Origin of the sequence: Pauljensenia sp. UMB9872 (assembly GCF_030212665.1) — a bacterium.
Lineage (GTDB): Bacteria > Actinomycetota > Actinomycetes > Actinomycetales > Actinomycetaceae > Pauljensenia > Pauljensenia turicensis_B.
This window is the reverse complement of the sequence record NZ_JASOER010000027.1, coordinates 1-19880: the sequence shown is the minus strand read 5'-3', so window position 1 is coordinate 19880 and position 19880 is coordinate 1. Positions and strand designations below refer to the sequence as shown.

Here is a 19880-nt window from a genome sequence, read left to right as displayed (position 1 = left end):
GCACGACCTCCACCACACAAGCCCCCACCGAAACAACTGGGACTAACCCTCCACCAACTCTTTTTGTCCTTTAACCCTGGGTTTCCTGTCGTGGCCACTTTTTCTATTCCGCCCGTTCCCTGTAGGCCCCTGTGAACGCCAAGGGATAAACAAGGCTGGCCCGGGTGTTTCACCCGGGCCAGGCCTCGTCAATATGATCGCGGACGGCATTGCTACGCTCACGCTGAAATCAGCGGAGTAGTGCTCAGTCTGCGTGGGGCGACGGCTCCACCAAACGGCGGACGGTCGCCAGCGGTGTCAGATTAGCGGGTAGCGGATGATCGTCGCTTCACGACCAGCGCCGACGCCGATCGACTGAATGCGACAACGCGACAGTTCTTCGAGGCGCGCAATGTAATCCTGCGCGTTCTTCGGCAACTCTTCGAAAGTACGGCAACCGGTAATGTCCTCTTCCCAACCGGGCAGTTCTTCGTACACCGGGACAGCGTTCTCGAAACCGACCTGGTCAAGAGGCATTTCTTCTATGCGGGTGCCATCGACCTCATAGGCGACGCAGACCGGAATGGTCGGATAGCCAGAAAGGACGTCGAGCTTCGTCAGGCAGATGTCAGTCAGGCCGTTGATGCGGGTCGCGTAGCGCATGACAACCGCGTCGAACCAGCCAGTGCGGCGAGCACGACCGGTGGTCACACCAAATTCGCCACCCTTGTGACGCAGGGCCTCACCGACCTCGTCATCAAGTTCTGTCGGGAACGGGCCTTCACCCACGCGCGTCGTGTACGCCTTCGCAACACCGACAACGCGGTCGATGCGGGTCGGGCCAACACCGGTGCCAGTCAACGCACCGCCGGCGGTCGGGTTCGACGAGGTCACGAACGGGTATGTGCCATGGTCGATGTCGAGCATGGTGGCCTGACCACCTTCAAAAAGCACCGTGTCGCCACGATCAAGCGCCTCATTCACTTCGAGAGACGCATCGCAGACCATCGGGCGGATACGATCGGCGTATGCGAGCAGTTCTTCAGTGACGGTGTCAGGATCGAGGGTTTCCATGCCGACGGCTGCGAAAACCTCATTTTTCGGAGCGAGAGCTGCCTCGATCTTCTCGCTCAGTGTCTTCGGGTCGAACAGATCCTGAATGCGAATGCCGACGCGATTCATCTTGTCCGCGTAGGTCGGGCCGATGCCACGGCCGGTTGTGCCGATCTGGTTCTTCCCACGAGCGCGCTCGTTCGCCTGGTCCATCAGACGGTTGTAGCTGGGGATGATGTGAGCGTTGGAGGAAATCTTCAGGCGCGAGCAGTCAACGCCACGCGATTCCATTTCTGCCAGTTCCTGGAACAGAACATCAATATCGACGACGACGCCGTTGCCGATGATCGGGGTAACGCCCTTGGATAGGATGCCCGCGGGTAGCAGGTGCAGTGCGTACTTTTCACCGTCGATGACGACAGTGTGACCGGCGTTGTTACCGCCGTTGAACTTCACGACATAGTCAGTGTTCTGGCCGAGCTGGTCGGTCGCCTTACCTTTACCTTCGTCGCCCCACTGGGCACCGAGCACGATCACGGCTGGCATGGGTCTCTCCCCGATATTCTTGCTATACGTACGACTGTGGCCGCACCTCGCGTAATTCTACCGAGATTTACGCCAGCGCGTGAGCAGTAACTGTTCCGCAGGTTATTCCAGAAGAGCGCTCCTACTTGTAGTGACTCCATATGCGCAAAACGTGGACAGTCTGAGTTTCTGGAAAGACCTCGTAAACGAGTCAATGTTGGAAATTGGTACGACGCGAGTAGTAACCGCTTAAGTCTGTAACCAGCCACTCATAATTCGAGCGATACAGATTGGCTCGAGCAGCAGTGGCAGTAACAGCAGACACGCTAACGCGTACGCCTTCACGTACGCTTTAAACATTAGAAATCTTACTCCGCCCCTTCATCGGGGGTTTGTTTGGGCGGGCGGCCTCGTCCCCGAAGTGGCTGAGCCTTTGCTTCACGCCCCGCATCCTTCAGAGCGCGACGAAGAATGATCTCGATCTGCGCGTTCACACTGCGTAGGTCGTCTGCCGCCCACTTAGACAACGCCTCGTGGACGGCAGGATCTAAGCGCAGAAGAATCTGCTTGCGCTCATTCTTCGGAGTCATTTACTCACCCGGCGACTCACACTCCCCAGTACCAACCCAGCAGGTCAGTACAGTGAGCCCGCATTCACAACCGGCTGAGTGCGCTGGTCAGAGCAGAGCACGACCAGCAGGTTCGATACCATCTGAGTCTTGCGTTCATCATCCAGCGACACGATGTCATTGTCTTCCAGACGGTTCAGCGCCTGCTCAACCATGGTGACCGCGCCTTCGACGATCTGCTCACGGGCAGCGATCACAGCACCGGCCTGCTGGCGCTGCAACATTGCCTGCGCAATTTCGGGCGCGTAAGCGAGAGACGAAATACGAACCTCGACGATTTCAAGACCAGCCAGTTCGACGCGAGCCGCAACTTCGCGCGCAAGTTCAGCCGAGACAACGTCTGTACCGCCACGTAGCGAGGTTTCGCCCGGGCCGGGCTCGTCATAGGGGTGCGAAGTGGCGACGTGACGCAGCGCCGACTCCGCCTGAGCCTTGATGAATTCCTCGTACTGCTCGACCGCGAAGACCGCGCGCGCCGTGTCAGCAACCTGCCAAACGACGATCGCCGCAATATTCACCGGGTTACCGTCGGAATCGTTGACTTTCAGCTCGCTCGTCTCGAAGTTGTGAACCTTGACGGAGACCTTCTTGCCATTCGTAAACGGTGGCACCAGCACCAGGCCCGTCTTACGAACCGTGCCGATGTACTTGCCGAAGAACTGGCGAACCGAGGTCTGGCCAGGAGAGATGACCGCCAAGCAGGGCATTAACAGCATGACGAGGAGGAACATGACCGAACCGGAAACGAGCCTTGCTTCGCCGCCCGCTTCGCCAGCGTCGGCCGCGATCACGCCGATAACGAACAGGTAGATCGAGTAGGCGAAACCTGCGAGCAGGATCAAGGCCATCGGGAAGGCGATCGCCGATCCGAGTGCCGGCGCTTTCTTTTCCGCAATATTCACGCGCGCCTCTGCTTCAGCAAACGCGTTGTCAGCTACACCTTTGACGTTGATGTCCTCTTCCTGAGTCACCGAGTGCACCATCAGTTCTCCTTTACGACCCGCGCCAGCCGGTCGGCTAGCTCCACACGAATGCGATATCAATATGATATCTATTTTTCACTCCGCGTCAATAGCGAGTTTTCGGCTGGGTATAGTGGGCGGCCTCGTGCATCATTCGCGGTCGCGGACTATTGACAATTCGCGAGGCCAGGCGCGCAACGCCAGCCGAAAATAGGTGCTCACGCAGAATGCGTGGCACATCTGGCCAGCTGAAGGCAACCCGGATGAGCGATCGGGAAAGAAAAGACGTACAAGGCGACGAAAATGGGCTTTCAACTGGGAAAACATCGCCTTACACAACAAAATCCGACACCTGTCACCGCCCAAACTCCGCCAAGCACCCACAAATGCCTCGCGCCCGCGCTCTTACGCAAGGGAAAACACGGGAACGATGAAAAAGCTGGCGACGCCTAGCTCAGCTAGCACGCCTACCTTGCCAGGCGACGCCTACCTCTGCTAGCAACGCCTACCTCGCCAGGCAATGCCTACCGTAGTTGACGGTTATCTCACTTAACCGCGACAGCCTCCGCGCGGACGGAGGCGACCTCGTACAGGGCAATGCCGGTTGCGACGGCGGCGTTCAACGATTCGACCGCGGACGAGATCGGGATGGACACAATCTGGTCGCAGGTTTCGCGGACCAGGCGGGACAGGCCCGCCCCTTCGGCGCCGGTGACAACGACCAGTGGCGCGTCGGCGAGCTTCAACCCGCGCAACGAGGCGTCTCCCCCGCCGTCAAGGCCGATGACGAACATACCGTTCTTCTTGCATTCCTCGAGGGCACGGACCAGGTTGGTTGCGCGCGCGACGGGAACTCGGGCGGCTGCGCCAGCAGAGACCTTCCACGCGGTGGTGTTGACACCTGCGGAGCGACGTTCCGGGATGATGATGCCGTCGGCACCGAATGCTCCGGCGGAACGGAGGACCGCGCCCAGGTTGTGCGGGTCGGTCACCTGGTCAAGCGCGACCAGCAGGGGCGTTCCGACCTTCTGGAAGGACCCGACGATCAGGTCTTCGACGTGCGAATATTCGTATCCGCGCACCTCAACGGCTACGCCCTGGTGGACTGCGCCGTCAGTTGCGACGTCGAGATCGCGACGGGTGACCTCGAAAACGGGGGCACCCATGTGGGTGGCGAGGCGAATGACCTCTTCGACGCGGTCGTCTTTCACGTTGTCGAGCACGAAGACACGTTCAATCGGCACGTTGGCGCGGGCGGCTTCGGCGACGGGGTTGCGACCGGCGATCAGTTCGTGGCCGGGTGCGACCTTGATGGATGACTTGGCGCGCGCGCGTGCGATCGCTGCTTCCTGAGCTTCGCGTGCTTCCCGTTGGATCTTGCGCTTGTGCGCGGGATGGTAAGTCCGGTCTTCAGCCTTCGGGGTCGGCCCCTTACCTTCGAGCCTACGACGCGAATGCCCGCCGGTGCCGACTTTCGCGCCCTTCTTCGATCCGGGTTTGCGCACTGCACCGCGACGACCGTCGTTTCCCGCCATGAGTTTCACCTATCGTTCGTTGGTCTCGCCTCCCGGCGAGCAGTTCAGATAGCAAGCCTATCGGCTCCACTACTGTTTTCCCGCACGATATCGCCATTTGCGGTAGGTATCACGGCGCGCTTTCTCTTGTTCACCAATTGACGAGGCCCAGAACGCAAGCGATTTCCGACTTTCGCTCCGATTTTCGCCTGCACAATTCCTCGCGCGAAAGGCTTGCCTGCGATCAGCGGAAGGTCAGGCGAGTTTCCAGGTTGCTCCGTCGCGCCCGTCTGCGACTTCAATTCCCGCGTTTGCGAGGCGGTCACGAAGAGCGTCTGCGCGCGCCCAGTCCTTTTCGGCGCGAGCCTGCGCGCGTTCTTCGATGACGGCCTGAACTAGGGTGTCGAGCGCGTCGTGTTCGCCAGATCGGGCACCTCCAGCTGTGCCAGCGGAGCTCAGTCCGCTTCGCCACTGCTCGGATGCGGGGTCAAGTCCGAGGACATCAAGCATGGAGCGCACCAACTGCTGTTCACGTCGAACCGCTTCGGTGTCACCCGCTTCGATGGCGACGTTGCCGGCCTTCATGTGCTCGTGGATGACCGCAAGCGCTCCGGCCACGTTCAGGTCATCGTCCATTGCGGTCACGAAGCCTTCGGGTAGCTCGGACGCAGGCAGTGCAATTTCGGAAGCGGGAACCTCGCCTGCAATCGCGATCGCGCGTTCCACGAAGGCAGAGAACTTCGCCCATGCGGCGGCAGCTGCTGGCAAAGTTTCGGGGCCCCACTCGATTCCGCTGCGGTGATGAACGGTCGAAAGCGCCCAACGAACGGCAGCAGCCGGATACTCTGCAGTCAGAGCATCGATGGACAGCACGTTGCCCAGCGACTTCGACATTTTCTCGCCCTTCATGGTGACCCACGCGTTGTGAACCCAGAGGCGAGCGAATCCCCAACCTGCGCCGTGTGACTGGGCTTGTTCGTTCTCATGGTGCGGGAATCGCAGGTCGATTCCACCGCCGTGAATATCGAATTCGTCGCCCAAATAGCGCCGCGACATCGCAGAGCATTCGAGATGCCAGCCCGGGCGGCCTCGTCCCCACGGGGAATCCCAAGCCGCAGTTTCCGGCTCGCTTGCCTTGGCTGCCTTCCAGAGCGCGAAGTCGCGAGGATCGCGCTTGCCCGCTTCCACGGCGGCGTCGATCTGCGCCTCGTCTTCGGTGGTGCGCATGTCATCGAGCTTCTGGCGGGTCAGCGACCCGTAATCGTCCTGGCTGGCAACGGAGAAGTAGACGTTGCCCTGGCCGTCGGCGTAGGCGTGCTCGCGCTCGATCAGGCGGTTAATCAAGTCAATCTGGTCCGGAATATGCCCGGTCGCGTGAGGTTCGTAGGTCGGTGGCAGAACACCGAGGGTCTCGTACGCTTCGGTGAATTCACGCTCGAAACGCTGCGCCCACGCCCACCATTCAACGCCCGCGTCGGCGGACTTGTTGAGGATCTTGTCATCAATGTCGGTGACGTTGCGGATGTACGTGACGTCTAGACCATTGCGCTTCAGCCAACGAATCAGCGAGTCGAACGCGACGGCCGCGCGCAGGTGTCCGACGTGTGGCGCACCCTGCACCGTCGCGCCACATAAGTAAATCCCCACTTTCCCCGGGTTTACAGGAACCAGTGGCTGCAGGGTGGCGGACTTCGAGTCGTACAGGTGAAGCGTCATAGTGCCATGCTACCTGCGTCGGCTCACAAGGTAGAAGGCCGCCTCCACTTTTAGGACTGCGTAACGCGACGAAAGGGCGGGGTGGCGTAGGGGACAAGCGTTTCGGGAGCTCAGTTTCCGGGCGTGATCTTTTCTTCGATCAGGGCACGCAGGGCGTCGGCGTCGTTCGGCAGACTCACGACGCGTTGCTCACCACCCTCAATATCGGCAAATCGGGCGGGAACGGTGGGCTCGTGGCCAGTTGCCTCGCGGATCGTGTCGGCAAACTTCACGGGAAGCGCAGTTTCCATGACGACGGTCGGCCCGTCCACATGCGGTGCCCACTGGCGTGCGACGTGCATTCCGTCCGCGGTATGCGGGTCCAGCAGGTAGCCGTCGTTTTCTTCGGTGAAGAGAATCTGTTCTAGGCGGTGGGCATGGTTTGAGGTGCCCGACACAAAGCCGTAGTTTTCGCCAAGGGTGGCAAATTCTTCAGTGCCGGACAGATCGAAGAAGCCGTCTAAGTTCAGGGCCTCACCGAACAGCTGAGCGGTACGCTCCCCATCGCGACCAAGCAGGTCGAAGATAAAGCGCTCGAAATTAGATGCCTTCGAAATATCCATCGACGGCGACGAGGTTGCCAGTGTTTGAGCCGAAGAACGAACGCGGTAGACACCGGTGCGGAAAAACTCGTCAAGAACATCGTTCTCGTTCGTGGCCACAACAAGCGTTCCCAGTGGCAAGCCCATCTGTCGCGCCACGTGGGCTGCACAAATATTGCCGAAGTTGCCCGAGGGAACGACGACGTTCACTCGGCAATCCAGGTCGAGGCCACCGTCCGCGCCTCGTGCCACCTGCAACCAGGTCGCGACGTAATACACGACTTGGGCGAGCAGGCGCGCCCAATTGATCGAGTTGACCGCGCCCAGGTGCCACTTCGTCTTAAAGTCGGGGTCCATGTTAACCGCCTTGACCAAGTCCTGACAGTCATCGAATACGCCCTCAACTGCGACGTTCACAATGTTGTCGTCCAGCAGGGAGAACATTTGCGCGCGCTGGAATGCTGTCATGCGTCCGGCCGGAGTAAGCATAACGACCGACAGGCCATTCCGGCCTCGTAGCGCGTACTCGGCAGCAGAGCCGGTATCGCCGCTGGTCGCACCCACAATCGTCAGCCAATCTCCACGACGGTCGAGCTCGTACTCGAAGAGTTCGCCGAGCAACTGCATCGCCATGTCCTTGAAGGCTGCCGTCGGGCCATTCGACAGATGCGACACCCAGACTCCGGACTGGAGGTGCGTGACCGGAACGATCGCCGGGTCACTGAACGCGGGCGAGCGGTAGGCGCGAGCGGTAATCGCCTTCAGGTGCTCGGAAGGAATGTCGTCAATGAACAGTTCGAGGACGCGGGCAGCGAGCGCCGCATAGCCTTCATCTGCGAGGACTCGGCTGAGTTCTTCGAGGTCTGTCGCACCCAGTTGCGGGTAGCTTTCAGGCATGTAGAGGCCACCGTCGGGGGCGAGTCCTTCCAGAAGGATGTCGCTGAACGAGCGCGCGTTGTCGGCTGAAGATTGGCGAGTCGAAATGTACCGCATGCGCCGATCCTATCGGGGTCAGGCTGTCGCACGAGCCCCGTCCCAAATCCGCGTCGCACCGGCTAGCCTTAAAGCATGACTGACACCGCTCACTCCGCTCCCGTCCCCTTCCGCATTGGCCAAGCGATCGACGTTCACGCGTTCGCAGTCGCAGACGAGTGTGGGAATCTGCCCGACAAGACGCTCATGCTCGCGTGTTTGGAGTGGCCGGGCGAAACCCCACTGGAAGGTCACTCTGATGGCGACGTTGCAGCTCACGCGGTGTGCGACGCGATTTTGGCGGCGACCGGCCTGGGCGAAATGGGAAGCGTGTTCGGGACCAGTCGACCCGAGTGGTCGGGCGCATCCGGCGAACAGTTCCTTGTCGAGGTATGCCGAATGGCTCGCACAGCCGGCTGGCACGTCGGTAATGCGACCGTGCAGGTGATCGGCACAAAGCCTCGCATGGCCAAGCGTCTGCCCGAAGCATGCCAGCGGATGAGCGAGATCGTCGGCGCCCCCGTTTCCGTCAGCGCCACGACGACGGACGGGCTTGGGTTTACGGGACGAGGCGACGGCTTGGCAGCAACAGCGGTTGCGCTCGTCGTTCGGGCTCAGTAGTTCGCCAGCGCGAACGAGGTCACGGGGAAACCGCGGGCGAGAACCCGCGAAGAAAACGACGGTCGAGATCCCCGCGACAAGCGCACCTCAAGAATCGAGAAGAGAACAGAGGCGAGCAGGCAGAAAGAATCAGCCCGCTACTCCCCCATTACTTTTCGAGGTGCTCCAGGTGTGCCTTGTCTGCCTTGACCGGGATGGTCAGGACCAAGCCAACGGCGAGGATCAGGATGACACCGAGGATGCCCCAGTAGGTGTAGTCGCCACCGGTGGACTGCGTCTTGCCGATCTTCAGAAAGACACCGTACATGAACGGCGCCAGGAAAGAGACGGCGCGGCCGGTGGTCGCGTACAGGCCGAAGACTTCGCCTTCACGACCTGCGGGGATGATACGGCCGAGGAACGAACGGGATGCCGACTGGGTTGGGCCGACGAAAATGCAGAGCAACAGGCCAAGGCTCCAGAAGATAATCGAGCCGTGCGCGTGGAAGAAGAAGACGCCCAGGCCGAAAACGACCATCGAAGCGAGCGAGAAGATAATGACCTTTTTCGGGCCAATCTTGTCGTCGAGAGCGCCAAAGCCGATGGTGGCTAGGCCCGCCACAACGTTCGCGGCGATTGCGAAGACCATGACGTCACCGGCGGAGAAACCGAACGCGGACTTTGCCAGGATTGCACCGAAGGTGAAAACGCCTGCCAGACCGTCGCGGAAGACAGCGGAAGCCAGCAAGAAAAACAGTGTGTGCGGCGCTTCGCGGTGCAGGCCCTTCACGGTCTGCCAGAGCATACGGTAGGAGTCGAGCAGAGATTCTTTCGAATCATCGTGGTGCAGGACCGATGGTTTCGGCGGGTGCAGCACGACCGGCAGGGCGAAGAGACCGAACCAGAGTGCCGCGATGATCATCGCGATACGAATATTCAGACCGTTGTCGGTGGACACACCCAGCAGGTTCGGCCCAATCAAGCCGACGTAGAGGATGAGTAGCAGGACGATGCCACCAACGTAGCCGGCTCCCCAGCCAAGGCCGGAGATACGCCCCATGTCCTTCTTGTCAGCCAGGTGGTTGAGCATCGCGTTGTAGTTCACGGACGCGAACTCGAAGAAGATGTTGCCGACGCCCAGCAGTGAAATACCGAGCCAGAGCGACGCGTTCGGCCCGATCGACGATTCGGGGGCGACGAAGAACATGGCGAGCATCGACAGGACAACCGCACCGGTAAACCAGCCGAGCCAGACACCGCCCTTACCGCGACGGTCTGCGCGCTGGCCGGTAATCGGCGCGAGAAGAGCGATGATGAGGCCCGCGACCGTCAACCCGATCGACAGGCGCGAGTTCGCGGTGCCCGCATCGGTGAACAGCCCATCGCTGGTCAGGTAGGTGGAGAAGACGAAAGTGGTGGCGACAGCGTTGAACGCTGCCGACCCCCAGTCCCACGCTGCCCATTCAATGACGGGGCGCGTCAGGATTTTCGTTTTTTCTTTTGATGCCACTGGGGTGTTTGGGGTGGATGACATTCGTTTCTCCTCGGACATACGTCCGCTGCTTTGGGCGCTGTCAGTGTTGCTGACATCTGGAACTTAACACGAAGAGGAGAGAAATTTGATTTCTTGAACGTTTCGTGGACGTGCAAGTTGGTCGCATTATCTGCCTTGCGTCCCGGTTCTAGTCCCTCATTGACGAGGCCGCACCGGGCATCTTTCTTACCCCGCGGTGGCAGGCAAGCTGGCAGTTTTCAGGATTGATCGAGTAGAAGTGTTGCGAGCGCAAGGTCGAGCCGGGTTGTGACTTTCATGGATAGAAGGTCGCCAGGGACTGTCATCACTTGGCCACCCGTGTCTTCCACAAGACCCGCGTCATCGGTCGCCGCTGTACGTTCATTTGCTGCACGAGTCCGGGCGGACTCGTGCGCTTCGCGCAAGGTGGACCACGCGAATCCTTGAGGTGTCTGCACGCTGACAAGGGTGGAACGGTCGAGGGTTGCCACCACCGGGCGCAGTCCGATGTCTAGGTGTGCTGACGCGGTGGAGTCGCCAACTTGTTTGAGCGTGTCGGTCACTGGCAGAACCGGGATGACGGCGTTGTATCCCGACGTGACGGCTGCGATGACGCGACGAATCGCGTCTGGCGGAGTCAAAGCTCGCGCGGCGTCGTGAACAAGGACGGGGGTTGAAGCGTCAAGGCACATCCCGTGGGTTTCGGCGAGGGTCTCTAACGCATCCAGTCCGAGGGCAACTGAGGCTTGACGCGACGCGGATGATCCGGCAACGACAAGAACAGGTACTGAACAGGATTCGCCCTGCCCACTTGTAAGCGTGATACGTCCATCTGGAAAGTAAGTGGCGAAAGCATCAACCTGATCGGCGGGCGCTGTCACGACGATGCCTGCAACACCAGCTTGAGCTAGCCCGCGGGCGGATCGTTCAAGAAGAGTAGTGCCAGCAAGCTCAACAAGAGCTTTGGGACCGTCACACCCCAAACGGGTGCCGGAGCCTGCTGCTGTCAGGACTGCAAGAGCGGTTGACATGAGGGTCCGAAGTGTGACGGGTCAGGTCACTCAGCGTCTGCGGTGTCTTCAGGGGTAATACGACCTTCGGCGAGGATTTCATCAAGGCGAGTAGCTGCCTGTTCTTCGGTGATGTTACGCGCTAGCGCAAGTTCGGAGCAGAGGATCTGACGGGCCTTGGTCAGGGTACGCTTTTCACCAACGGAAAGCTTCTTCAGATCGTCGCGACGCGTCAGGTCACGAACAACTTCAGCGACCTTCACGATGTCGCCGGTTGCGATCTTTTCTTGGTTTGCCTTGAAACGGCGGGACCAGTTGGTGGGCTCTTCAACGTAGGGGGCGCGAAGAACCTTCAGAACCTCTTCCAGGCCATCTTCACCGACAACTTCACGCACGCCAACAAGGTCAACGTTATTTGCGGGAACCTGAATGGTCATGTCGCCCTGTTCGACGCGCAAGGTCAAGAACGTGATCTCTTCACCACGCAACGTGCGCGAAGAGATCTCTTCGATCGTGGCTGCACCGTGGTGCGGATAAACGACCGTCTGACCAATTTCGAACGTCATGAGAGCTCCCTGCAGATATGCGACTAGCGGATACAAGTCTACCATTTGCACCCGTTTCCTACCCGACTAGGCGCTGGTGGGCCGAAGCCACTCACGAGGGGCGGGCGCTCAATCCACCCCCGCGATCGACTTCACATGTGGATTCAAATCAGCACAATACACATGGGGCGAACCCGCTTTCGCGGATCCGCCCCACTCGTTCAGCTATCTAGATGCTCACTTGCCCTGGTTGGCGACAGCAGCAATCTTTGCTTCTGCCTCGGGATCCAGGTAGGTGCCACCCTTCTTGATCGGCTTGAGGGTTTCCTCATCCAGCTCGTAAACAAGCGGGATACCGGTCGGGATGTTGACGCCTGCAATGTCCTCGTCGGAGATTTCGTCGAGGTGCTTGACGATGGCGCGCAACGAGTTGCCGTGTGCGGCGATCATGACGGTCTTGCCGGTCTTGATTGCCGGGACGATGGTGCCGTCCCAGTACGGGAGCAGGCGTTCGAGGACGTCCTTCAGGCATTCGGTCATCGGGATCGGCTCGCCTGCGTAACGCGGGTCGGTGTCCTGACTAAATTCGGAGCCAGCTTCGATTGCCGGTGGCGGAACGTCGTAGGAACGACGCCACTGCATGAACTGATCCTCGCCGTATTCGTCTCGGATTTCTTTCTTGTTCTTACCCTGAAGAGCACCGTAGTGGCGCTCGTTCAGACGCCAGTTACGCTCAACCGGGATCCAGTGACGATCGGCAGCATCGAGTGCGAGGTTCGCGGTCATGATTGCGCGGCGCAACATCGAGGTGAACAGGAGGTCCGGCAGAACGCCAGATTCCTTGAGGAACTCACCACCACGTGCGGCTTCGGCGCGACCCTTTTCGGAGAGCGGCACGTCAACCCAGCCGGTGAAGAGGTTCTTTGCATTCCATTCGCTCTCGCCGTGGCGGAGCAGCACCAGTTTGTATGTCATGGCGTCATTCTTCCATCTTCGAGGGGCGTTGTCATAGATCCCAAGGACCTATCTCAGGCGTGAGCCTTCTCAAACTTCGCGACGATGTCGGCGGGGATGCGCCCACGGTCGGAAACGTGGATTCCGTTTTTTGTGGCCCATGCGCGAATTTCACCTGCGCGCGACAGGGCTGTCGACGAGGCCACGCGTGAACCGCGGATTGCTCGACCACCGATACGGCGCGATGAAGAAATCCACTTTTCAAAATCAGCGGACATTTCAGAAATGTGTTCTTCCGAGAGGTCAATTTCGTAGGTCACACCATGGAATGAGAATGTAACGGTGTCTTTTGCGGGAGTTCCGTCAATATCGTCAACGAGAACGACGTGAGTCTTCTTCATAAGGGGTCCTATTCACTCATTGGTGTTCGATTGTTATTGTCCGGAGACAATCGAATTGTCTGAAGAAGAATATAAAATAAAAAAGAAACCTACACAACTGTTTTAAATTGCAAAATTGAATATTTATAAAGTGAGACTAGATTTGAGAGTTAATTGACCAAAACTCTCCGTTCCTTCTTCTCCTCTTCACCGACGACAACGCTGGCTCGAATTGCCGCACATACTTCGATAATCCAACTCTTGACATCAACGACTCTGATGACAACCAACGACCCCATCACAGTTGCCGAAGACTACGCAATGACGCAATACATGCCAGGTGGTCAAATTGACCTGATGATGGGTCGTGGAACTACAGGTTCGGTTTACCCGTGGTTCGGAAAAGATATTCGCAACGGTATTCCGTTGGCCATTGAAAACTACGCTCTTCTACGCCGTTGATGAAGCGAAGATAATGTCGATTGGCACGGTACATTCCGTACGCCTTTGCTCGGGGCGTACGTGAACTTTTTGGACGTTTGGCACTTTCTGTTCAAACTTCACATGACGAACCGCGAGATTCCGCCATTTCTCAGCCAGAGAATGATTCATCTCTACTCGATAACTCTTCTGAATCGGATATAGTTGAGACCTTGCGTCTCAGGTGGCGACGAACGTTGCCTCAGACCAAGAAGCCTCGCATTGACTTGGGTTTACTGACTTTGAAACGTCGCTGAAGGGAAGATCATGAGACGCGATGCTCGCGGACGTGCGTGGGAAACATATTTCGTGACCACGGCACGTCTGACGAACGCTATCGAAGCCGAGCTGAAGGCGGAGTGCCAAGTTACTCAGCCCGAATATAACGTGCTCCTTCAGGTGGCACGAGCTGGCGATGAAGGCATTCGCCCCTCCGCTTTGGCTCATGAGGTTGTATTCAGCCCTTCACGCCTGACGCACACTGTAAATCGGCTTGTCTCTCGCGGATACGTGGAGCGTACGACGTGCGCGGGTGACGGACGTGGTGGCCTGATTCTGATGACGGATGCTGGCAAGAAGTTCTTTGAAAAGGCTGCTGACGTGCACCGTGAGGTCATTCGAGAGATCGCACTGAACGACCTGAGCGAAGAAGAGGTCACCGTGCTAAACGAAGTGTTTGGTCGCATCGCTCGACGCATCGACGACCATATGGCCTGATCTGCCTGTGTCTTCCAACCGCTTGCCTAGCCTGCCCTATTGGGTTCGCTATATCTGCGCGACCCTTGCGACGGGGGTTTCCGCCGGGATTGTTGGCTGGCTGTGTACTCGCCTTCTGCATGGAGTCGAGGCAGTGGTGTGGAATCATCACTCGGGCACATTCCTTGATTCTGTTTCTGCCTCCGTTTCATGGCATCGCCCCTTGATCCTGCTTGTTGCTGGCGTGTTAGGGGCTATTTCGTGGACTGTGATGTTCCAGAAGAATCCTCAGCTGACCAGTGTGAAGGCTGGGGTTGAGGGAAAGACGCTACCTCCGCTTCGAACCATTTGGCATGCGCTGACGCAGATTGTCTTGGTTGGCATGGGAGCTTCGATTGGCCGTGAAGTTGCTCCTCGTGAAGTAAGTGCCTCGCTCTCTTCCTGGATATCTTCGCACTGCGGGTTGTCCGCTGAGGATCGCAGAATTATTGTCGCGTGTGGTGCGGGTGCCGGCTTGTCGGCTGTGTATTCGATTCCTATTTCCGGCGCTGTTTATGCTCTTGAAATTCTGCTTTTGTCCAAGCGCCCGAAGGCGGTTGTGACCGCTTCTTTTATTGCTGTTCTTTCCGTATTGGTGTCTACCGGCTGGCATCTACCTGCGCCCTTTTATTCGGTTGAGCCTTTGAAGACGTCGTGGGGTCTTGTCGTCTGGGCGCTGATCATGGGACCCGTTTTGGGTGTGCTGGGTGAATTGTTCCGAACGTGGGTTGACCGGTGCGAACAGGCTAAGCCTCGATCTGCTCACCTTCTTTGGTCACTTCCGCTGGCGTTCGTCGTTGTTGGTCTTATTGCGATAGTGATTCCTTCGGTGCTCGGCAATGGGCAGGCGAGTGCTCAGACGCAGTTTGATGCTCGCTGGCTAGCTGGCGCTGGTTTGGTCACGGCACTATTGGTCCTTGTGGCGAAGACGTTCACGACTCTTGTGACGATTCGTGCTGGAGCGTGGGGTGGAACGCTGACTCCTGGAGTCGCCTTGGGTGCCGGTATTGGCGCGGTGACTGGTTTGGTGTGGCAACAGGTTGTTCCCAGCGTATCGGTGGCTGCGTGTGTGTTTATTGGTGCTGCGATTTTCTTGGGTTCGTCGATGGCGGCTCCGTTAACCGGTTTGACTCTGGTTTTCGAGTTCACCGGTTTTGCAGGTCTTCCCATTGTTGGTTCTACTGGAATCGCGTTGGTTGGTTCGGTGTTGATGACCGCATGGATCCGCAAGAGGCGCGAAGCTCGCAGGCTTGCCGAAGTCCACGCAACCGCGTCGATTCCACCTCTTCCTTCTTCTGATTGACGAGGCCGCGCACCTCAAACATCGCTTGGCGTTCTTCGTGCGCGACCTCGTAGCAATCTTCTTCACTCTTGGTCGGAGCACCCCGACGGACATTCACCCTGTTGGGCGTGGATTGCTTTTAGGAGCGGCGATGGAGTGCAATAGCTCCGACGCCCATCAGTGCAAAGAGTGTGACACCTGCAAGGAATGAGAGTGTTTGGGCACCGGTTTTCGCAAGGTGTTCTTCCGGCGGAGTGGGGCTCTTTTCGAAGAGCACGCTCTGGTCTTCGTCGTTGATGTCAGTGTGGACAGCGATGGTCTGTCCGTCGTGTTCGAGGCGTTCGAACACGACTGTGGTCTTGCCGGCCAGCATGGAGGCGTCGATGGTGAAATCAACGTTTTCGCACCCGTCAGCTTGGTCTGGGGTGAACGTTGTGGAGGCGGTGACGGGTTTTCCTTCAACCATGAGGGGTTCGCCTGTGGCTTTGTCCATTAGCGTGCCTGTCAGGGTGTATTCCTTGCCTGGCTTCAGGTTCGTGTAGCACACCTTGTCGGTGATCGTGACCATGCCCGAAGAAGCAAGGGTCTTATCGCCGTCTGTCTTGTCGGTCGCGGTGGTTTTCAATGTCGGCGGATTGGCCTCAACAACGTACTGCTCGGTCTTGTCAGTAACAGAGGTTGTAAAATGAGCAACACGATCATCACCAGCAAACGAGGTGACAAACACGTACGTACCAGGCTCGCCGTCTTTCATTTTGAACTTGGTTGACCCAACAGAAGGCTTAAAACCGTTGGAAGCATCAACCTGAACTTCACTGATCGTTTCAGCGGCCGCAATGTTTTCGTCAGTGACTGCTTGGCCTTCGGGGAAGAACAGGAGCTTTTGCGTGAACTTCAGCTCGTCAGCCTTAAAACCAGCCCTAGCGGTAAAGTTCGGGTGAGACTCGGGTAGTTCGGTGACGAACATGTCGTCGACAAGGTATGAGCCTGACTTGGTTTCACGAACCGACAAAGTGGTATCCACGTTCGCCTTGAAACGATATGACGTTGTTTCATCGCCCAGCCCGAACTGGTCGTGCCAGTCGGCGTGCACCAATTCCTTAATGTCAATCGCCGGGTCACCAATCGTGCCAGGCTGAGTATCCTTGACAACCTTCCAGACCCACGTGTAGAACCCAGGGGCTAAACCTGCCACATCAACATTGACATTATGCTCACCAGGACCCTCGGCGGTAAACGACGCGGTCGCGACCGCCTTTGCGTCTGCGGGAACCTCATCACGAGGGTCTACCGGCTCTTCGCCCAGAGCATAGGCAGTGCCCTCATACACAACCGGAACCGGCTTGCCGTCAATCTCGAGCCACTTGCCATCACCATAATTCGGGTCAGCACTGGCAGTGATCGTGTCCACCAGGGTCGTAGAGTCAATCACCTTAGAGGTGCCCACATTGGACGTAGCAATCGGCTGGAAATCAAAAATCACCTCAAACGAGGGCCACGCAACCGTCTCAGAACGACCCTGACCGGCATCACCCCAGATAACGTCCTGACGACCACCACCAGGCGACGCATACCCAAGCGCAGAAGCACCAAGATCGTCATACTTAACGCTCGGGTAGACTGTGCCGTTCGCGGTTGAACGCCATTGAATACCATCAATACGCGTAGACGCAGTTGTTCCCGTATAGGTGTTCGTCCCGGTCGCTTCAAACACCGCCGGGCCGTTCAGAGTGATAGTGAAGGGCTTGCCCGCAACATACGCGGCAGCGCCGTTTTTTACGCCAATGCCGTCAATGGTGCCAAAGCGCATACGCTCCCCCGTCACGCTTCCGGCTCTCCACCCAACAACACCGGCTGCTTTTGCTTCAGCGACCATTTGGCGAGCACGGTTTTGAATGTGCGCGGGGGTGAGCTGGAGTAGCTCATTGACGTTCGCTTGAGCACGACGCGAGTTCTCAAAATTCACGTGGGCAAGGAAACCTGTCGCAGCCGCGTCAACGTCAGTATTGGAAAACTCAAGCGACGTTGGCGTATACCACTTCATGATGTACGCCATCTGCGCAATATCAACACTGAGATCAGCCGGACGAGACAAAGAGGGCTGAACCCTCAACTGACCAGGCGTCACGACCACCTCTGCTGCAGGATTGACCGCGTCAGCCTGAATACACAAACCAGGAACCGGCTGACCACTATAGGGAATCCACGTGCCAAGCCAGCCAACACTTCCTCCAATAGGCACACCACGAACCCACGAACCCGCAGCAAGCGAAGCAGGAGCCAGAACAGTCAACGAGACGCACACAACCACCATCGTTACAAGAGAGGCTAAGATAGACCTCAACCGTGAGTAATGTGCCACCCTAGGCACAGAAGAATCCACCATCATCAATTCCTTTCAACTGATGGGAATACATATGGAACCCACCAACTTGGCGATCAGCTTTGCGAGAAGTGGGTTTCACGACGACGCCTGTCGTTGCCATCAGTGTTCCGCTCGGCGCACGTGGGTGCGAGTGGACTGAAAAGAAATTGTGGATAAAAAAATGGGAAACTAACGCTTGTTGATAAGTGGGTGGTTTTGCGCCTAGAAAGACGCAATTGACGGTAATCCCTGCTTCCAGTCGACTCTCGCTAGCAGATCGAGTCTTTTCTTACAGCGAATGCCAAATAGGACAAAGCCCGTATGAGTGGACTAGCCTCTGAAAGTTGGACTGGTTAATTCTAGGCGGTTAGGGCTCCACGGCCGTAGTTGAATTCATGGTTACCAGCACCCACCGCATCGTATTTCAAGTACTTGAACACACTAGCCATCGGGTCAACAGTGCTATCTGTCCGGTTCGAGTGGTACACCCTTTCGATTCATGAGCCCTGCGCAGCGTCGCCGTTGTCTAGAAGCAGCACGGCGTCCTTACCTTTTTCTTCACGAACGTTCTGGATTTCCGTTGAGAGGCGATCCATGCCACGAACATTTTGGGGTTTGGAAGAGCCAAAGGGCTGCCCGGTGAAGTAGTCGTGGTCCACTAGGGTGCCGTAAATGGAAGTTTTGGTTTTCAAAACAAAACAGGCAAGGATACTTTTTGTACTTTAACCTCACTTGGGATGCAGGTCTCGCAAACTTGCGCTCGTACATATCGCGGATTTGGCCGGGCGGAGCAAACAACGTTGTTTTGGTGCCTCACCGAAATTTCGTTCAGCACTGTTCGGGCTATAGGAAAAATCGGTGACGGGGGTGAGACCGTTTAAGGTCTCACCCCCGTACTGTTATGCCGGTGTTTCGTCGGCTAGGCGATTAGTTCTCCTCGCCTTCGCGACGGCGTCGCACGAGCGCCAGGCCAAGGCCTGCTACGCCCATTACGGCTGCGATACCAGCGAGTCCTGCTACCTGCGCACCGGTGCGCGCAAGCTTAGACTTCTTGACTCCCGGCTCGGTGGTCATATCGCCAGCGGCAGGCTTCTCAACGGTGACCGTCACGCGATCAATCTCGTTGCCGTTCTTGTCCTTGACGATAACTACGATCTTGTCACCAGGCTTAGCGTTGTCGTCGATGTCAACAACGAGGTTGCCGTCGCCATCGATTTTTGCCTTGCCGGGGCCGTCGGTGTCGACCGTCGTGCCGTCCTCAACAGGGCCGCCATCGTTCGGGATTACGACCTTGCCACCTGGTTCGCCAGAGCCGTCCTTCCAGTCTGGCGTCTTGGTGTCAGGTTTGCCAACCGTGACAGTGACAGTCACGTTGTCGGTGGTGCCATCGGGGTAGGTCACAACAACCGGAACCTCGATCTTGCTACCAGGCTGAGCGTCCCCAGGAATAGCAACCTTGATCTCACCAGTGTTCTTATCAATGGTCACACCACCAGGCGTGCCATCACCAGGAGTGAACATGGTGTCCGCCGGAGGCGTTACCTTCTTGCCGTCGCCGTCCTTGAAGGTCGGCTTGTCAACCGTAACATCCTCACCAGGCTTACCGGTGCCATCCTCGTACTTAGGCTGGTACTTCTCGTTGTCCTTGGTGTCGGGAACGTTGCAGATTTCGTTCTGCATCGTCGTGTACGTCCAAGTGGTCTTCACGCCTGCCGGGAAGGTGAAGCCCTGAGCAGGGCTTGCTTCAACCTTGACGGTCTGGCCGTACTCGTAGACGTACTTGCCTTCAGCGTCAGGCTGCAACTCCACGCCGCCAACGGTGACCTTGTATACGACACCCTCGGTCTTCTCGACGGTGACGAACGGAGGCATCTTACAGTCTGCCGGGTCGTCTGCAGAGGCACCCAGAGACGGGTTGTGCTCAGTCGGCTCACCCGGCGTTACCGGGGTCGCGTCCTTCTCCGTCACGGTAATCGTGACAGTCACGTTGTCGGTGGTGCCATCAGGGTAGGTCACAACAACCGGAACCTCGATCTTGGTTCCAGGGGTTGCGTCCCCAGGAATAGCAACCTTGATCTCACCCGT

The 19880-nt window shown here is 57.9% G+C and carries 18 protein-coding genes; 4 read left to right on the top strand and 14 right to left on the bottom strand.

All coding sequences use genetic code 11. From position 1 onward, the window contains the following. Positions 1-297: 297 nt before the first annotated feature. From QP109_RS08865 to thrC, 6 genes are all read right to left on the bottom strand, one after another. Positions 298-1578 carry an adenylosuccinate synthase gene (locus QP109_RS08865; RefSeq protein ID WP_101628535.1) on the bottom strand — a complete coding sequence of 427 codons (1281 nt, stop codon included), beginning with the start codon at positions 1576-1578 and terminating at the stop codon, positions 298-300. Positions 1579-1925: 347 nt separating this feature from the next. Continuing rightward, positions 1926-2147 (bottom strand): type II toxin-antitoxin system antitoxin, encoded by a 222-nt coding sequence (locus tag QP109_RS08860; RefSeq protein ID WP_285024368.1) that lies wholly within the window; start codon positions 2145-2147, stop codon positions 1926-1928. Between the two features lie 44 nt (positions 2148-2191). Beyond that, positions 2192-3169, bottom strand: coding sequence for an SPFH domain-containing protein (locus tag QP109_RS08855; protein ID WP_285024367.1), 978 nt, complete (start codon positions 3167-3169; stop codon positions 2192-2194). A gap of 524 nt (positions 3170-3693) precedes the next feature. Beyond that, positions 3694-4683 (bottom strand): 23S rRNA (guanosine(2251)-2'-O)-methyltransferase RlmB, encoded by a 990-nt coding sequence (rlmB, locus tag QP109_RS08850; protein ID WP_285024366.1) that lies wholly within the window; start codon positions 4681-4683, stop codon positions 3694-3696. A 234-nt stretch (positions 4684-4917) separates the two neighbouring features. Next, positions 4918-6378 carry a cysteine--tRNA ligase gene (cysS, locus tag QP109_RS08845; protein ID WP_285024365.1) on the bottom strand — a complete coding sequence of 487 codons (1461 nt, stop codon included), beginning with the start codon at positions 6376-6378 and terminating at the stop codon, positions 4918-4920. A gap of 110 nt (positions 6379-6488) precedes the next feature. Further along, entirely contained in the window at positions 6489-7952 is a 1464-nt protein-coding gene (gene thrC / locus QP109_RS08840) for a threonine synthase (protein WP_285024364.1), read from the bottom strand. A 75-nt stretch (positions 7953-8027) separates the two neighbouring features. Between thrC and ispF the strand changes: the two genes are divergently transcribed. Beyond that, positions 8028-8552, top strand: a complete 525-nt coding sequence (gene ispF / locus QP109_RS08835) for a 2-C-methyl-D-erythritol 2,4-cyclodiphosphate synthase (RefSeq protein WP_101628540.1) — start codon at positions 8028-8030, stop codon at positions 8550-8552. Positions 8553-8700: 148 nt separating this feature from the next. Here the strand turns inward: ispF and QP109_RS08830 are convergent, their stop codons facing one another. The 5 genes from QP109_RS08830 to QP109_RS08810 all read right to left on the bottom strand — a co-directional run bounded on the left by QP109_RS08830 (position 8701) and on the right by QP109_RS08810 (position 12954). Then, positions 8701-10065 carry an MFS transporter gene (locus QP109_RS08830; protein WP_285024363.1) on the bottom strand — a complete coding sequence of 455 codons (1365 nt, stop codon included), beginning with the start codon at positions 10063-10065 and terminating at the stop codon, positions 8701-8703. 218 nt (positions 10066-10283) lie between these two features. Beyond that, positions 10284-11075: an IspD/TarI family cytidylyltransferase gene (locus QP109_RS08825; RefSeq protein WP_285024362.1), complete on the bottom strand. Its 792-nt coding sequence runs from the start codon at positions 11073-11075 to the stop codon at positions 10284-10286. 26 nt (positions 11076-11101) lie between these two features. Then, positions 11102-11620: a CarD family transcriptional regulator gene (locus tag QP109_RS08820; RefSeq protein ID WP_285024361.1), complete on the bottom strand. Its 519-nt coding sequence runs from the start codon at positions 11618-11620 to the stop codon at positions 11102-11104. A 216-nt stretch (positions 11621-11836) separates the two neighbouring features. After that, positions 11837-12574 carry a phosphoglyceromutase gene (locus QP109_RS08815; RefSeq protein WP_101628543.1) on the bottom strand — a complete coding sequence of 246 codons (738 nt, stop codon included), beginning with the start codon at positions 12572-12574 and terminating at the stop codon, positions 11837-11839. 53 nt (positions 12575-12627) lie between these two features. After that, positions 12628-12954 carry a histone-like nucleoid-structuring protein Lsr2 gene (locus QP109_RS08810; protein WP_285024359.1) on the bottom strand — a complete coding sequence of 109 codons (327 nt, stop codon included), beginning with the start codon at positions 12952-12954 and terminating at the stop codon, positions 12628-12630. Positions 12955-13107: 153 nt separating this feature from the next. On the opposite strand from QP109_RS08810, the gene QP109_RS08805 reads away from it, so the two are divergent. The 3 genes from QP109_RS08805 (at position 13108) to QP109_RS08795 (ending at position 15451) form a co-directional block, all read left to right on the top strand. After that, positions 13108-13395: an LLM class flavin-dependent oxidoreductase gene (locus QP109_RS08805; RefSeq protein ID WP_350224222.1), complete on the top strand. Its 288-nt coding sequence runs from the start codon at positions 13108-13110 to the stop codon at positions 13393-13395. A 285-nt stretch (positions 13396-13680) separates the two neighbouring features. Further along, on the top strand, positions 13681-14130 hold the full coding sequence (locus QP109_RS08800) for a MarR family winged helix-turn-helix transcriptional regulator (protein ID WP_285024357.1): 450 nt from the start codon (positions 13681-13683) through the stop codon (positions 14128-14130). A 7-nt stretch (positions 14131-14137) separates the two neighbouring features. Beyond that, complete coding sequence (locus tag QP109_RS08795) at positions 14138-15451, top strand: chloride channel protein (protein WP_285024356.1); 1314 nt, start codon at positions 14138-14140, stop codon at positions 15449-15451. Between the two features lie 118 nt (positions 15452-15569). Here the strand turns inward: QP109_RS08795 and QP109_RS08790 are convergent, their stop codons facing one another. The 3 genes from QP109_RS08790 to QP109_RS08780 all read right to left on the bottom strand — a co-directional run. Beyond that, complete coding sequence (locus tag QP109_RS08790; protein WP_285024355.1) at positions 15570-17744, bottom strand: VaFE repeat-containing surface-anchored protein; 2175 nt, start codon at positions 17742-17744, stop codon at positions 15570-15572. 548 nt (positions 17745-18292) lie between these two features. Beyond that, on the bottom strand, positions 18293-18487 hold the full coding sequence (locus QP109_RS08785) for a hypothetical protein (protein ID WP_270772847.1): 195 nt from the start codon (positions 18485-18487) through the stop codon (positions 18293-18295). Positions 18488-18722: 235 nt separating this feature from the next. Then, the coding region (locus QP109_RS08780; RefSeq protein WP_285024354.1) for a YPDG domain-containing protein at positions 18723-19880 on the bottom strand (1158 nt) is incomplete at its 5' end.

Coding starts and splice junctions, on each gene's coding strand:
- QP109_RS08865 (WP_101628535.1), bottom strand. CDS start 1,578: ATGCCAGCCGTGATCGTGCTCGGTGCCCAGTGGGGCGACGAAGGTAAA.
- QP109_RS08860 (WP_285024368.1), bottom strand. CDS start 2,147: ATGACTCCGAAGAATGAGCGCAAGCAGATTCTTCTGCGCTTAGATCCT.
- QP109_RS08855 (WP_285024367.1), bottom strand. CDS start 3,169: ATGGTGCACTCGGTGACTCAGGAAGAGGACATCAACGTCAAAGGTGTA.
- rlmB (WP_285024366.1), bottom strand. CDS start 4,683: ATGGCGGGAAACGACGGTCGTCGCGGTGCAGTGCGCAAACCCGGATCG.
- cysS (WP_285024365.1), bottom strand. CDS start 6,378: ATGACGCTTCACCTGTACGACTCGAAGTCCGCCACCCTGCAGCCACTG.
- thrC (WP_285024364.1), bottom strand. CDS start 7,952: ATGCGGTACATTTCGACTCGCCAATCTTCAGCCGACAACGCGCGCTCG.
- ispF (WP_101628540.1), top strand. CDS start 8,028: ATGACTGACACCGCTCACTCCGCTCCCGTCCCCTTCCGCATTGGCCAA.
- QP109_RS08830 (WP_285024363.1), bottom strand. CDS start 10,065: ATGTCATCCACCCCAAACACCCCAGTGGCATCAAAAGAAAAAACGAAA.
- QP109_RS08825 (WP_285024362.1), bottom strand. CDS start 11,075: ATGTCAACCGCTCTTGCAGTCCTGACAGCAGCAGGCTCCGGCACCCGT.
- QP109_RS08820 (WP_285024361.1), bottom strand. CDS start 11,620: ATGACGTTCGAAATTGGTCAGACGGTCGTTTATCCGCACCACGGTGCA.
- QP109_RS08815 (WP_101628543.1), bottom strand. CDS start 12,574: ATGACATACAAACTGGTGCTGCTCCGCCACGGCGAGAGCGAATGGAAT.
- QP109_RS08810 (WP_285024359.1), bottom strand. CDS start 12,954: ATGAAGAAGACTCACGTCGTTCTCGTTGACGATATTGACGGAACTCCC.
- QP109_RS08800 (WP_285024357.1), top strand. CDS start 13,681: ATGAGACGCGATGCTCGCGGACGTGCGTGGGAAACATATTTCGTGACC.
- QP109_RS08790 (WP_285024355.1), bottom strand. CDS start 17,744: ATGGTGGTTGTGTGCGTCTCGTTGACTGTTCTGGCTCCTGCTTCGCTT.